We start from the raw sequence: 13,585 nt of genomic DNA on the forward strand, positions 1-13,585 counted from the left end.
GTGAAGCGGCCGCGCTTTTGTTTTATTCCGCCTGAATCTTACGACTGCGCTTTGTTTTTACGGTCGTTACGACGGTTCACCCAGGTGTTGATGAGCAGGGTGATAATCAGAATCGACGCGATCACACCGAGCGAAATCCCTACCGGAATGTGGAACACATCCAGCAGCAGCATTTTAATACCGATGAAGATCAGGATCACCGCCAGACCGTATTTCAGCATGGAGAAACGTTCCGCCACGCCCGCCAGCAGGAAGTACATTGCACGCAGGCCGAGGATCGCGAACAGGTTAGACGTCAGCACGATGAACGGGTCAGTGGTCACGGCGAAGATGGCCGGAATACTGTCGACCGCGAAAATCACGTCGCTGAGTTCAACCATAATCAGCACCAGCAACAGCGGTGTGGCGAACAAGATACCGTTGCGGCGTACGAAGAATTTCTCGCCCTGCAAATCGTCGGTCATACGCATCTTACTGCGCAGCCAGCGGATCATCGGTTTCTCGCCCACTTCGCCGTCATCGTCTTTCGCCAGCGCCATCTTGATACCGGTGAACAACAGGAACGCGCCAAACACGTACAAAATCCAGCTGAATTGCCCCACCAGCCAGCTGCCTGCGAATATCATACCGGTACGCAGAACGATGGCGCCGAGCACGCCGTAAACCAGCACACGACGTTGCAGGTTAGCCGGGATGGAGAAGTAGCTGAACAGGATCAGCCAGACGAAGACGTTATCCACTGCCAGCGCTTTTTCCAGCAGGTAACCGGTCAGGAACATTGTTGCTTTGGCATCTGCCACTTCGCGGCCAAACTCGCCGTTCAGATACCACCAGAAGCCGAAGTTAAACAGTAATGACAGGCCAATCCACACCAGCGACCACATCGCAGCACTTTTCATGCTCATGGTTTGCGCGCCTTTGCGACCCTGTAACAGCAGGTCGAACGCGAGCATAATTATCACGACCACGGCAAAAGAGCCCCATAACATCGGGTTGCCAACGGAGTTCATCATTGCGGTATCCTCGAAAAAACATCAAAAAAAAACGGCCAGCGTCGGAAGACGTTAGCCGCTCTCTCTGAGCTGTAAGCAAACCTCGCCTTCCGGCAAGGTCTCACTTACAACGAGATGTATTCATGAAGAATACAGATCTGGTTGCCCGGTAACCGGGTGGCTGAGACGGCGCTAAGCGCGGGTCCAGACACCGTAATGACGATTATCCGACGAAGAAGTTACTCCCCTTTGCAGCTCGCAAATTAATGCAAAATGTGTCGAATGTCAAACATTCAGAAACATTATGGGTCATTATCCCGCCAGTGCCTGACGCTTACCGAGCGCCCCCACGAAGGAGAGCAGCAGCCCCTGACTGAGCGGCGTTTCGCTAAGTTGCTGAGCCTGATGAGCAAAGTCCACGCGATCATCTTCTGCAATGGAACCCAGCCATGACAGATACGTTTTCATCACCGCCAGACTGAACTCCGGATGGAACTGGGTGCTGACTGCATTCGGGCCGTAACGCAGGATCTGATGCGGATCATGCTGCGTTTTCGCCAGCACCGTCGCCGTGGCGGGCGGCGTAATAACGGTTTGCAGATGGATCAGATTGGCCGCGAACTGCGCCGGAAGCTGCGACACCAGCGGATCGAGATGTCCCGCAGGCGTCAGCGTGACTTCGTGCGTGCCGACTTCAATGCCCTGCGGATGGTAATCCACCTCGCCGCCCAGTGCATATGCCATCAGCTGATGGCCGTAGCAGGCACCGAACATCGGTAATTCCTGCAACATGCCCAGACGCACCCAGTCGGCGGCTTCTTCGCTCCACGCCAGATGTTCCGTCACCATGCTGCGCGAACCGGTAATGATGGCTCCGCAATAGTTTTCCGGCGGCAGCGGACGTTCGCCCGCCTGCAAATCCACAATCACTACCTGCTGCGGATCGATATCCCCCTGGCGGATAAACATCTGCGGGAAGTTATCGTGCGCGCGGCGGATGGGCTCCGGCGCGTGGCCGGTTTGTAAAATCAACAGCGGTTTCTGACCGGGTGCTATCATCTGTTACTCCCGTGACCTGCGGAACATTAAGGCTGATTATCGGCCGGAAACACCACACCGGTCTGACGACGGATTTCCGTCAGCACTTTGGCGGTGATGCGCGAGACTTCCAGCCCCGGGTGCGCGACGAACTGGTTATCGACCAGAATCGCAAAAGTTTCTGCTTCATACAGCATGGTATTGATGTGTTGTGGCTGCGTCAGATCCAGCTTCTGGCCGCCGCGTGGCGTCAGGCTGAGCGTCTGGCATTCAGACAGTTTCTCCATCTGCAACGTTCCTTCTTCGCCCTGAATTTCACTCGGCAGAAGGGAATCACTGATTTTGGAATGGTTAATCACCACTTCGAAATCATCCGCATAAGACAAAATCACCGTGCCCTGACCGTCGACGCCGCTTTCCAGCAGGACGGCGGTGGCGTTCACGGATCCCGGCTCGCCAAACAGCGAAATGGCGCTCGCCAGGCAGTAATAACCGATATCCATAATCGACCCGTTAGAAAACGCCGGGTTGAAAGTATTCGGGTTTTCACCGGCCAGATAGCGCGGATAACGTGATGAATACTGACAGTAATTCAGAATGGCTTTGCGCAGCGTACCGATACGGCTGAGCGCGCCTTTCATGTGCAGGAAATTCGGCAGATAGGCTGTTTTAAACGCTTCGAACAGCACCACGTTATTTTCTTTCGCGCAGGCAATCAGGCTTTCGGCTTCTGCCAGATTTGAGGCCAGCGGTTTCTCGCAAATCACGTGTTTTTTATGGCTGAGAAACAGCAGGGATTGCGGACAGTGCAGGGAATTCGGGCTGGCGATGTAGACGGCATCAATTAAGTCAGACGCGGCCATTTCCTCAAGGGAATCAAAATAATGCTCGACCGGATAATCCTCGCCAAGTTTTTTCGCGCCTTCCAGCGTGCGGGAGTAAATCGCGGTCAGTTTCATCTTACCGCTTTCGTGTGCGGCATCAATGAAACGCTGGGTGATCCAGTTGGTGCCGACGACTGCAAAGCGAATCATATGTATTCCCTATAGATAAGTGGATAATTCATTATTGATATAACTTGCCGAATATTTCGAGATGCGTCAGATACATGCGCGTATCAAATTCTAACTGATGATAGTCCGGCGTCATGTGGCAGCAAAGGCTGTAGAACGCTTTGTTATGTTCTTTTTCTTTCAGGTGCGCGAGTTCGTGAACCACGATCATTTTGAGGAAAGCTTCCGGCGCGCTTTTAAAAACGGTGGCGACGCGAATTTCCGCTTTGGCTTTCAGTTTGCCGCCCTGAATGCGGGAAATCGCCGTATGCAGGCCCAGCGCATGCTTCATCACGTGGATTTTATTGTCATAAGCCACTTTGCTTAACGGCGACGAACTGCGCAAAAACTGGTTTTTCAGGTCCATCGTATACTGATAGAGCGATTTGTCAGTGGTCAGCTCGTGCGGCTCGGGGTATCGCGTCAGCAACACTTTACCTAAACGTTCCTGTTCGATTAACTGGCGCACCTGAGCCTGAAGATTCTCGGGATAGCCTTGCAGATAGGTCAATTCAGGCATAACTGTTTGCTTTGTCTCTTATTGACGGGGAAAAGATGCCATACCGGTAAGCGGGGTTTTCGTTACGATCGCGCCAGTCCGGCAGATAAACCCCTTTTTAACTGAAAAAACGTTTTACTGATAGACCAAATTAAGGGATAAACAGCGCAAATTGAATATTGAGGAGGGCCAATGAGCCAATTTGAAACCGAAACAGGTGGTCAGTTATTGCAACTGCGTCTGGAACGTTATCCGCTGGAAGAAGCGGCAACGCAGTTGCAGGCATGGGAAGCGGCTGATGAGTATCTGCTGCAAAACCTGAACACCGGCGCGCTCAACGGCCGTCCGCTGCTGATTTTTAACGATGCGTTTGGCACGCTGGCCTGCGCCTTGCAGCCATACAATCCGACCAGCATCAATGATTCTTTCATGAGCCAGCTGGCGATGCGCCATAACCTGCGCATTAACGGTTTTGACGAAGACAGCGTGGCGGCGCAAAGCAGTCTGGTGCCGTTGCCGATCAATCCGGGTCTGGTCATCATCAAAGTGCCAAAAACGCTGGCGCTGCTGGAACAACAACTGCTGGCGCTGCGTGAAGTCGTCACGCCGGACACCCAGATTATCGCCGGTGCCAAAGCCCGTGATATTCACACCTCGACCTTGCAGCTGTTCGAGAAAATCCTCGGCCCGACCAAAACCAGTCTGGCGTGGAAAAAAGCCCGTCTGATCCATTGCGAAGCAACGTTGCCTGCGCAAACCGCTGAACCGGTGATTTCCGAATGGGCGCTGGATGACAGTGAATTCCGTATCTCCAACCATGCGAACGTGTTCTCACGCGGCGGGCTGGATATCGGCGCGCGCTTCTTCATGCAGCATTTGCCGGAAGGCATCGAAGGCCGCATGGCAGATCTGGGCTGCGGCAACGGCGTAATCGGCATGACCGCGCTGGCGCTGAACCCGGATGCTGAAATGCTGTTCGTCGATGAGTCTTATATGGCGGTGGAATCGAGCCGGATTAACGTCGAAAACAATTTGCCGCAGGATGTCAGCCGTTGTCATTTCGAAGTGAACAACATGCTGGCGGGAGTTGAACGCGAAACCCTTCACGCCGTATTGTGTAACCCGCCGTTCCATCAGGGCACGGTTATCAGCGATGACACCGCGTGGCGCATGTTCTGCGACGCAAAACGTTGTCTGCAAACCGGCGGTGAACTGCGTATCGTGGGCAACCGTCATCTGGATTACTACCAGAAGCTGCGTCGTCTGTTTGGCAACTGCACCACTATCGCCACCAACCAGAAATTCGTGATCCTGCGCGCGGTGAAAACGGCAGCTCAGCACTGATTTAAGTCAGCCCCTATGAAAAAGCCGCTCTCGCGGCTTTTTTTTCGCCTGAATATTCGTTCAGATCTCGAGTCCCAGTTTCGTTCCCTGGCCGATAGCGCGCCGCGCATCCAGCTCTACCGCGACGTCCGCGCCGCCAATCAGATGCACGGTTTTTCCGGCGTCCACCAACGGCTGATACAGCGCGCGCTGCGGCTCCTGTCCGGCGCAGATAACGATGTTATCCACTTCCAGACACACCGGTTCGCCATTCATGATGAGGTGCAAACCCGCGTCATCAATGCGTTCGTAACTGACGCCGCTTTGCATTTTTACGCCGCGCTGTAACAGGCTGGCGCGGTGGATCCAGCCGGTGGTTTTGCCCAGTCCTGCGCCGACTTTGGTGGATTTACGTTGCAGCAAAACAATATCGCGCGCGGCAGGTTCCGGCTGCGGGCCTTGTGGCGCAAGGCCGCCGCGATGCGTCAGTGTCTGATCAATGCCCCATTCTTGGCTGAACGTGCTGCTGCTCAGGCTCGGTGAAGGGTCGTTGTGGATGAGGTACTCGGCGGTATCAAAACCAATCCCGCCTGCGCCGATAATCGCCACCCGCTGGCCGACCGGTTTTTTATCGCGCAGGACGTCGAGATAAGTCAGTACGCGCGGATGATTGATCCCCGGTATGTCCGGCAGGCGCGGCGAAATTCCGCAGGCGAGGATCACTTCGTCATAACCGTTTAGCTGGCTGGCATTCACGGTTTCACCGAGGCGCAGTGTGACGCCCAGCAGTGTCAGCTGGCGCGAGTAGTAGCGCAGCGTCTGATAAAACTCTTCTTTGCCGGGGATTTGTTTGGCGACGTTAAACTGGCCGCCGATTTCAGTATTGGCGTCAAACAGCGTGACGTGATGCCCGCGGCTGGCGGCAGTTGTCGCAAAGGCCAGACCGGCCGGGCCAGAGCCGACCACAGCCAGGCGTTTGAAATGCTGCGCACGTACGACCGGCATTTGTGTTTCGTGGCAGGCACGCGGATTCACCAGGCAGGACGTTACTTCGCCGGCAAAAATCTGATCCAGACAGGCCTGATTACAACCGATGCAGGTGTTGATTTCGTCCGCACGGCCTTGCGCGGCTTTCTCAACAAATGCCGGATCGGCGAGGAACGGGCGCGCCATTGAGACCATATCGGCGCAGCCTTCGGCGAGAATTTTCTCCGCGACGTCAGGGTCGTTGATGCGGTTAGTAGTGATGAGCGGGATGCTGACTCTGCCCATGAGTTTTTGCGTCACCCAACTGAATGCGCCGCGCGGCACCATTGTGGCGATGGTCGGAATGCGTGCCTCGTGCCAGCCAATGCCGGTATTGATAATGCTGGCCCCGGCCTGTTCGATGCGCTGCGCAAGCATTTCGACTTCCTGCCAGTCCGAGCCTTCCTCCACCAGATCCAGCATCGATAAGCGGTAAATAATGATGAATTCCTCACCGCAAATCTGACGCACACGCCGGACGGCTTCCGTGGCGAAACGCATTCTGTTTTCCACGCTGCCGCCCCAGCGGTCGGTGCGCTGATTGGTGCGGACGGTGAGAAACTGATTAATCAGATAGCCTTCTGAGCCCATGATTTCCACGCCGTCGTAGCCAGATTCTTTCGCCAGACTGGCGCAGCGGGCGAAATCCTCCAGCGTCGATTCAATTTCTTCTTCGCTCAGGGCATGCGGCGTAAAGCGGTTAATCGGCGCCTGAAGGGCAGACGGCGCGACGGGGTGAGGCTGATAGCTATAACGGCCGGCGTGCAGGATTTGCAGCGCAATTTTACCGCCCGCGTCGTGAACGGCCTGCGTCACCACGCGGTGATGCGTGATGTGTTCCTGCTCCGCCAGAACCGAACCGCCGTGATAAACGACGCCCCGGGCATTCGGCGAAATCCCGCCGGTGACAATCAGCCCGACGCCCGCCGCCGCGCGTTCGGCATAAAAGGCCGCCAGACGCTCCGGCCCGTCTTCCAGCTCTTCAAGGCCGGTGTGCATGGACCCCATCAGCACGCGGTTTTTCAGCTGCGTAAAACCTAAATCCAGGGGCGCCAGCAGGTGCGGATAAAACGGCAACGCGCGTTCAGTCATGGAATTCTCTTAAGTGGTCGGATGAGATAATTTCAATTTAGCGTCTGGCAGGGCAATTGGAAAGTTAGCGCGCGATGATTGTGATAGGCGTCACTCTGAGGCTCTCGCTGAGAGTTAATTAACTATTACGTATATTATTAAGGTGGGCTCTTTAATTAGCCGGGTTATTAAGGCGACCGGTAAACACCAGGTTGTAGCAGATAAAATAAATATTTCTTTGTTTTTACACAATATTGATTATGCGCAGGTTGTTTATTTTTAACATTTTTTTCCTGAGTCGTTACGACTAGGATTATTTTTATAAAAGGATCTCGAATCGATTCAGTTCGGGTTAGAGCTGGACTAGGCTGGAGCTGCTTCACCCTAAAAATTCATTTCTAACCTGGATATATACTATGAATCTTAATGACCATACAGCCTGCCGCCCGTTTACCGAAGCCGGGCATTTGTCCCAGATTGCAGCCTATTATGAAGAGGGCCGTAATGTCATGTGGATGATGCTCAGGTCTTATCCACGTCCTTGTTTTAATCAGGAGCTTATTGAAGACATCATGACGCTGACTTACGCCGCGAAGGCATCGGGGCTGCGTTTTGATTTTTGGGTGACCGGATCGCTTGTGCCCAATATGTACAACGTGGGGGGTGATCTGAGTTTCTTTGTTGAAGCCATCATCAATAACAAACGTGAGGCCTTACGTTCGTATGCCCGCGCTTGTGTTGACTGTGTCCATGCGGCGGCGCGGGGTTTTGATGTTGGTGCAATCAGCTTGTCGATGATCGAAGGCACCGCGCTGGGCGGCGGATTCGAGGCGGCGCTGGCGCATCATTACGTTCTTGCGCAGAACACCGCGCGCATGGGGTTCCCGGAAATTGCGTTCAACCTGTTTCCGGGAATGGGCGGTTACTCGCTTGTATCGCGCAAGGCCGGAATGAAACTGGCGGAGGAGCTGATTTCCACCGGCGAATCGCATACGGCGGAGTGGTTTGAAAGCCGCGGTCTGGTGGATGTTTTGTTCCAGCCCGGCGAAGGCTTCAACGCCACGCGTACTTTCATGGATGTCCTGAGGCCAAAACTCAACGGGATCAGGGCGATGATCCGGGCGCGTCAGCGCGTGTTGCAGCTGTCCCGTTCAGAGCTGATGGATATTACGGAAGATTGGGTGGATGCCGCATTTACGCTGGAGGAGAAGGATCTGAGTTATATGGAGCGTCTGGTCATGCTGCAAAACCGGCACACCGCATCATTGCGTAAAACCGGTTAATAACAGACAGAAGCAGCCCGTCACTGGCGCTATTTCTGTTTTGCTTTATGTTTAAAAACATTGGGTGAAGCAACTCTTTTTTCCTCAAGCCAGTGCTCCAGCTCAATCGCGGGCATTGGCTTGGCGTAAAGAAAGCCCTGTTTGCTGTCCACACCGATTTCATCCACCAGCTTTTCTTCTTCAGCCGTTTCCACACCTTCCGCGACCACCGTCAGTTGCAGGGTTTTTGCCACCGCGACAATAGCCCGTACCAGTGCCTGTGAAACCGGATTGTCATTGATTCCACGAATAAAACTCTGATCCAGCTTGATGCAGTCGAGCGGAATACGCGCCAGTTGCGACAGCGAGGAATAACCTGTACCGAAATCATCCAGATGCACTTGCGCACCCAATTTATGCAGCTGATTAATCATGGTGACGGCAGCGCTTTCATCTTCCACCAGGCAGCTTTCTGTCAGCTCGAAATCAAGCATACAGCCTTTCATTCCGGCTTTTTTCATCGCATCAGACAGCGTGGTGATGAAGGAACCGTTGTTAAGCTGGCGTCCGGAAAGATTCACCGCAACGCGCAGATTCAGACCTTTTTTTTGCCATTCTGTCGCCTGACGCGTCGCCGTTTCAATGACCCATTTTCCGATGGGAGTAATCAGGCCGGATTCTTCGGCGTAAGGGATAAAGCTTTGCGGCTGGATCAGCCCGCGTTCCGGCGAATTCCAGCGCAGCAGCGCTTCCACGCTTTGCACGGTGCCATAAAGCGAGACTTTCGGCTGATAGTGCAAAACCAGCTGATCCTTTACGGCCAGCGCTTTACGCAGATGGGTATCCAGCCACATGTATTCTGAGGCTTTTTCATTCATGTCCGGCGAGAAAACGCAGTGCGCGTTTTTGCCTTTTTCCTTTGCCACATACATGGCGGTATCGGCGTTTTGCAACAGCGTATCGCCGTCAGTGCCGTGTTCCGGGCAAATCGCAATGCCGCCGGAACAGCCGGTGTAGACTTCAATCAGCCCGATGCGGAAGGGTAAGCCCAGACGGCGCAACACGCGCTGGCTCAGTGCTTCGAGCGTGTCGATTTCGGCATGCGTGCTGAGAATAATGAATTCATCGCCGCCTAAACGCGCGAGCTTATCGTTGGGCGACAGGCAATCCTGAATCGCATCTGAAACCGCGCGCAGCAGATGATCGCCAAACATATGCCCGTAGGCGTCGTTGACCTTTTTGAAGTTATCCAGATCCAGATAAATCAGGCCGACTTTGTCCTCACCGCGCTCTTTCAGCGCCTTTGCCAGCGATTCCTGCAAGGCGTTGCGGTTAGCGAAACCGGTGACTAAATCGGTGTTGGCCAGAACGCGTAAACGCTCCTGCGCTTTGCGTTCATCGGTAATGTCGGAACCGGAGCAAATGAGATATTTTTGCTGTTTGCCGCTGCCGCTGTGGACAAATTTATTGCGAAACAGGAACAGCCGCTGACCTTTAACCGTATTGATCCAGCGTTCGACTTCATAGGATTGCTGATGCTGAAAAAAACCGTTGATGTTCTGGCGCGACGCCAGACCTTCTTCCATCGACATAAACAGGTCATAGGCGCTGCGCCCGATGACATCTTCTTCGCGCAGGCCAGTATATTCTTCGCTTAAGCGGTTGAAACGATGGATTTTTCCTTCCTGATCGATAATCACGATGACCGAGTTGGCCTCAGACACCACCTGCTCGGCAAATGTCAGGCCGACTTCCAGATCGTGCGCGACGGATTCAGTATCCTGATAAGCCGACGCGGTGCCTGCCCAGGCTTTGCTGTCAATTTTGCGGCCCACCAGATACAGGCGAACGGGAGATCCGAACAGCGTGATATCGAGTGTGAAACTTGAGGTGATCCCGGTCAGTTGCCTGATTTTTCCCGCCTGCCATTGGGTCAGGGAAATCGCGACGTTGACGATGCCTTTCTCAGCGGACAGCTCCAGTGCATTGCTGTCGGAACCCAGCCGCCAGTAGGGGCGGGGTGTGCCGAAATGTAGGTACAAAATGGAGGCATCTTGAGAATCGACCATGAAATGTTTCTCCGCAAAGAACGCTATACGCCGCCAGTGTGGCGACAGGGCAACAGTCAGCACAGACGGAGCTTACTCTGTTCAGCACATTCGCAACGCTCCGTAACGAACGGATAAAGGGCGAGGGCGCGTAACACATTGAATTTAAGGTTAGCAACTGTCGGTTAGATATCCAGTCGCCAGGCAGAAATTACTGCTCAGAAGAGGCGGGTGCCGTTACCGGTAACCCGCCTGTGCGAGACTCAATTTCAGACTTCACGCCGGGCTCCAAACAGAGCCCGGAAAATCATTTCAGCAGGAAGCTGGTTTGTTTCACGTCCTGAGAATCTAAACCTACGAATACGTTGAACTTTCCGGGTTCAGAAGCCCATTTCAACTTGTCGTTGAAGAAACGTAAATCCTTTTCATTGATCGCAAATGTAACGATTTTCTCTTCACCCGGTTGCAGGGTGATCTTTTCAAAATTCCTCAGCTCTTTAACCGGGCGGCTGATTGAAGCTGCGACGTCCTGAAGATACAGCTGAACCACCGTTGCGCCGCTGACTTTACCGGTGTTTTTCACCGTCACGCTGGCGGTCAGCGGGTGTTTGGCATCCATGGTGGTAGAAGACAAACTCACGTCAGACACGCTGAAACGGGTGTAGCTCAGGCCATAGCCAAACGGGAACAGCGGACCATTGGTGATATCAAAATAGCGGGTGGTGTATTTGTCCGGATGCTGCGGATTAAACGGACGCCCGGTATTCAGGAAGCTGTAATACAAAGGAATTTGGCCGACAGCGCGCGGGAAAGTCATCGGCAGTTTGCCGGATGGATTGTAATCGCCAAACAGAACGTCGGCGATCGCATGGCCGCCTTCGGTACCGCTGAACCAGGTTTCCAGCATCGCATCAGAGATTTCGTTTTCCCACGTCAGCGTCAGAGGGCGACCGTTCATCAGCACGATAACCAGCGGTTTTCCGGTGGCTTTCAGGGCTTTCAGCAGGTCGCGCTGGCTTTGCGGAATGTTCAGCTCAGAACGGCTGGAAGCCTCGTGCGCCATGCCCTGTGCTTCGCCGACCACGGCCACCACGACATCGGCTTTCTCAGCAGTTTTCACCGCTTCGTCGATCATGTCCTGTGGTTTTCTCGGGTCGTTGATCACCTGTTTTTCGTAGGAATTGAGGAAATCGACCATTGCCTGATCGTCGGTGACATTTGCCCCGCGCGCGTAGAGAACGGTGCCTTTATCGCCGAGCACATCTTTCATGCCCTGCAATACGGTCACGGCCTGATCGGCTTTACCGGCGGCAGACCAGCTACCCATCACGTCACGTTTGCTGTCAGCCAGCGCACCGACCACGGCGATGGTGCCTTTCTTCGCCAGCGGCAATGTCTGGTTGTTATTTTTCAGCAGAACCAGAGAAGTGCGTGCGACTTCGCGCGCTTCGCTGCGGTGCAGGCGGCTTTCGGCATTGGTGTCGGCCGGGTCGCTCGACTGTGGCCCTAAATGGCGGTACTCATCGACAAACAGGCCCATGTCCCATTTGGCGGCCAGCACGTCACGCACGGCGCGATCGATATCCTGCTGGCTGACCAGACCGTCGGCGAGTAATCCTTTCAGATACTTACCGTACATGTTGTCGGCCATGTCCATATCCACGCCCGCTTTCAGCGCCATCGCGGCGGCCTGGCGATCGTCTTCGGCCACGCCATGTTTCACCAGCCCGCCAATCGCGCCATGATCGCTGACGGTCAGGCCTTTAAACTGCCAGTCATCGCGCAGAATGTCTTTCAGCAGCCAGGTATTGGACGTCGCCGGGATCCCGTTAACGCTGTTGAGCGCAACCATCACACCACCGGCACCGGCATCAATTGCGGCTTTGTACGGCGGCATGTAATCGTTGAACATGCGGGTCAGGCTCATATCGACGGTGTTGTACTCGCGGCCACCTTCGACCGCGCCGTAGAGCGCGTAGTGTTTCACGTTAGCCATGACGGCATCGGGTGCAGAGGGATCTTTGCCCTGGAAGCCGGTGACCATTTCATGCGCGAGGCGTGAGGTCAGATAAGTGTCCTCGCCAAAGCCTTCGGACACACGGCCCCAGCGCGGATCACGGGTGATATCCACCATCGGCGCGAAGGTCATGTTCAGGCCATCGGCGGCGGTTTCCACGGCAGCGATATGTGCGCTGGTGAAGACGGCCTGCATATCCCAGCTGGCGGCGAGGCCAAGGCTTATCGGGAAAATCGTGCGCTGTCCGTGGACAACGTCATAGGCATAAAAAGGAGGAATTTTCAGACGGCTGTTTTTGACTTCATCCTGCATACGGCGGATGTCTGGCTTCGTGACCGTATTAAATACCCCGCCGACTTTACCGGCCTGGATATCCGCCATGATGGCTTCTTTTTTATAATCCGGACCAACGGTGACCAGATTCAGCTGACCAATTTTTTCATCAAGGGTCATTTTCTTCATCAGATCGGCAATGAACGCGTTGCGTTCTTTTACCTGATCCTGCGGGATACCCGTTGTTTCAACGGCGAGTGACGAGGCAGAGCTTACCAGTAACACTAACGCGCCAAGCACGTGATGCGTATTCATCGGAATTCCTTCAGCCATAAGCAGGGGTGCCAAAATAGTGGAAATTCAGCAGCCTGAAGCAAACAAAACAATGATCATTCTGGGAAAAGTATAGTGTGAGAATCTAATACGACCGTTCAACTATTAGCAATGAATAGTTTAGGGCGTTCGCACATTATCTTTTTATCCTTCGGGACAGTGCGCAATTTACAGGTAATCATGCAGATAGGTACAAAAAGACAGTCGATGCATCCCGCAAATTTTAAAATTTAGGATTAGATGAGGGAGCGGTGCGCAAATAAGCAACAAAATCGCGGCAGGGTGAAAGAAAAGGCGAAATAAAGAGGGCAGAACATGACGTTCTGCCCTCTTTAAATCGTAAATACCGATCAGAGAATAAGATTAATAGTAGTAAGACATATCGGTAGGGGTTTTGCTCATGACGTCAAAGAACACCTCTTTCGTCGTGGACCAGAACTGAGCAATCGCCACGGCGTTATAGCTCATTCCCATCAGGCTCATCACGAAGAAACAGGTGACGGTGAGGCCGATACCACTGCAAACAAACGCCATGGTATTCCGGCTGGACTGGCGGCAAACAATATTAAGCTGGCTGGTGCAGAACATTAAAAAGGCGCTCAGCAGTTCCCAGCGCATCATGATGAATCCGGCAGTTAAAGTACCCATCGA

10 protein-coding genes are annotated in these 13,585 nt (G+C 53.8%); 2 read left to right on the top strand and 8 right to left on the bottom strand.

What is annotated here, in order from left to right:
- Nucleotides 1–38: 38 nt before the first annotated feature.
- The 4 genes from GW579_RS09945 to GW579_RS09960 form a co-directional block, all read right to left on the bottom strand.
- Nucleotides 39–1,010, bottom strand: coding sequence for a TerC family protein (locus tag GW579_RS09945; RefSeq protein ID WP_152325366.1), 972 nt, complete (start codon nt 1,008–1,010; stop codon nt 39–41).
- A 294-nt stretch (nt 1,011–1,304) separates the two neighbouring features.
- A complete protein-coding gene (locus tag GW579_RS09950) occupies nt 1,305–2,051 on the bottom strand; it encodes a glutamine amidotransferase (protein ID WP_152325249.1) in 747 nt (248 codons plus the stop codon).
- A gap of 26 nt (nt 2,052–2,077) precedes the next feature.
- A complete protein-coding gene (locus GW579_RS09955) occupies nt 2,078–3,064 on the bottom strand; it encodes a Gfo/Idh/MocA family protein (protein WP_165058890.1) in 987 nt (328 codons plus the stop codon).
- Nucleotides 3,065–3,095: 31 nt separating this feature from the next.
- Nucleotides 3,096–3,602, bottom strand: coding sequence for a M48 metallopeptidase family protein (locus tag GW579_RS09960; RefSeq protein WP_165058892.1), 507 nt, complete (start codon nt 3,600–3,602; stop codon nt 3,096–3,098).
- 171 nt (nt 3,603–3,773) lie between these two features.
- On the opposite strand from GW579_RS09960, the gene rlmG reads away from it, so the two are divergent.
- A complete protein-coding gene (gene rlmG, locus GW579_RS09965; protein ID WP_152325247.1) occupies nt 3,774–4,925 on the top strand; it encodes a 23S rRNA (guanine(1835)-N(2))-methyltransferase RlmG in 1,152 nt (383 codons plus the stop codon).
- Nucleotides 4,926–4,985: 60 nt separating this feature from the next.
- Here rlmG and GW579_RS09970 read toward each other — a convergent pair whose 3' ends face one another.
- On the bottom strand, nt 4,986–7,022 hold the full coding sequence (locus tag GW579_RS09970; protein ID WP_165058893.1) for an oxidoreductase: 2,037 nt from the start codon (nt 7,020–7,022) through the stop codon (nt 4,986–4,988).
- A 395-nt stretch (nt 7,023–7,417) separates the two neighbouring features.
- Between GW579_RS09970 and GW579_RS09975 the strand changes: the two genes are divergently transcribed.
- Nucleotides 7,418–8,284, top strand: a complete 867-nt coding sequence (locus GW579_RS09975; protein ID WP_152325245.1) for a crotonase/enoyl-CoA hydratase family protein — start codon at nt 7,418–7,420, stop codon at nt 8,282–8,284.
- A 29-nt stretch (nt 8,285–8,313) separates the two neighbouring features.
- On the opposite strand, the gene pdeR is transcribed toward GW579_RS09975, so the two are convergent.
- From pdeR to GW579_RS09990, 3 genes are all read right to left on the bottom strand, one after another.
- Entirely contained in the window at nt 8,314–10,332 is a 2,019-nt protein-coding gene (pdeR, locus tag GW579_RS09980) for a cyclic di-GMP phosphodiesterase (protein WP_152325244.1), read from the bottom strand.
- A gap of 286 nt (nt 10,333–10,618) precedes the next feature.
- The gene (bglX, locus tag GW579_RS09985; RefSeq protein ID WP_152325243.1) at nt 10,619–12,916 is read right to left on the bottom strand and encodes a beta-glucosidase BglX; all 2,298 of its coding nucleotides are present in this window, start codon (nt 12,914–12,916) and stop codon (nt 10,619–10,621) included.
- Between the two features lie 381 nt (nt 12,917–13,297).
- Nucleotides 13,298–13,582, bottom strand: coding sequence for a YjcB family protein (locus GW579_RS09990; RefSeq protein WP_152325242.1), 285 nt, complete (start codon nt 13,580–13,582; stop codon nt 13,298–13,300).
- Between the last annotated feature and the right edge of the window lie 3 nt (nt 13,583–13,585).

The organism is Rahnella contaminans, from assembly GCF_011065485.1.
In the GTDB taxonomy this organism is placed as follows: Bacteria; Pseudomonadota; Gammaproteobacteria; order Enterobacterales; family Enterobacteriaceae; genus Rahnella; species Rahnella contaminans.

What these genes read in the sequence shown, in the direction of transcription:
- GW579_RS09945 (WP_152325366.1), bottom strand. Translation starts at nt 1,010, where the DNA reads ATGAACTCCGTTGGCAACCCGATGTTATGGGGCTCTTTTGCCGTGGTC.
- GW579_RS09950 (WP_152325249.1), bottom strand. Translation starts at nt 2,051, where the DNA reads ATGATAGCACCCGGTCAGAAACCGCTGTTGATTTTACAAACCGGCCAC.
- GW579_RS09955 (WP_165058890.1), bottom strand. Translation starts at nt 3,064, where the DNA reads ATGATTCGCTTTGCAGTCGTCGGCACCAACTGGATCACCCAGCGTTTC.
- GW579_RS09960 (WP_165058892.1), bottom strand. Translation starts at nt 3,602, where the DNA reads ATGCCTGAATTGACCTATCTGCAAGGCTATCCCGAGAATCTTCAGGCT.
- rlmG (WP_152325247.1), top strand. Translation starts at nt 3,774, where the DNA reads ATGAGCCAATTTGAAACCGAAACAGGTGGTCAGTTATTGCAACTGCGT.
- GW579_RS09970 (WP_165058893.1), bottom strand. Translation starts at nt 7,022, where the DNA reads ATGACTGAACGCGCGTTGCCGTTTTATCCGCACCTGCTGGCGCCCCTG.
- GW579_RS09975 (WP_152325245.1), top strand. Translation starts at nt 7,418, where the DNA reads ATGAATCTTAATGACCATACAGCCTGCCGCCCGTTTACCGAAGCCGGG.
- pdeR (WP_152325244.1), bottom strand. Translation starts at nt 10,332, where the DNA reads ATGGTCGATTCTCAAGATGCCTCCATTTTGTACCTACATTTCGGCACA.
- bglX (WP_152325243.1), bottom strand. Translation starts at nt 12,916, where the DNA reads ATGAATACGCATCACGTGCTTGGCGCGTTAGTGTTACTGGTAAGCTCT.
- GW579_RS09990 (WP_152325242.1), bottom strand. Translation starts at nt 13,582, where the DNA reads ATGGGTACTTTAACTGCCGGATTCATCATGATGCGCTGGGAACTGCTG.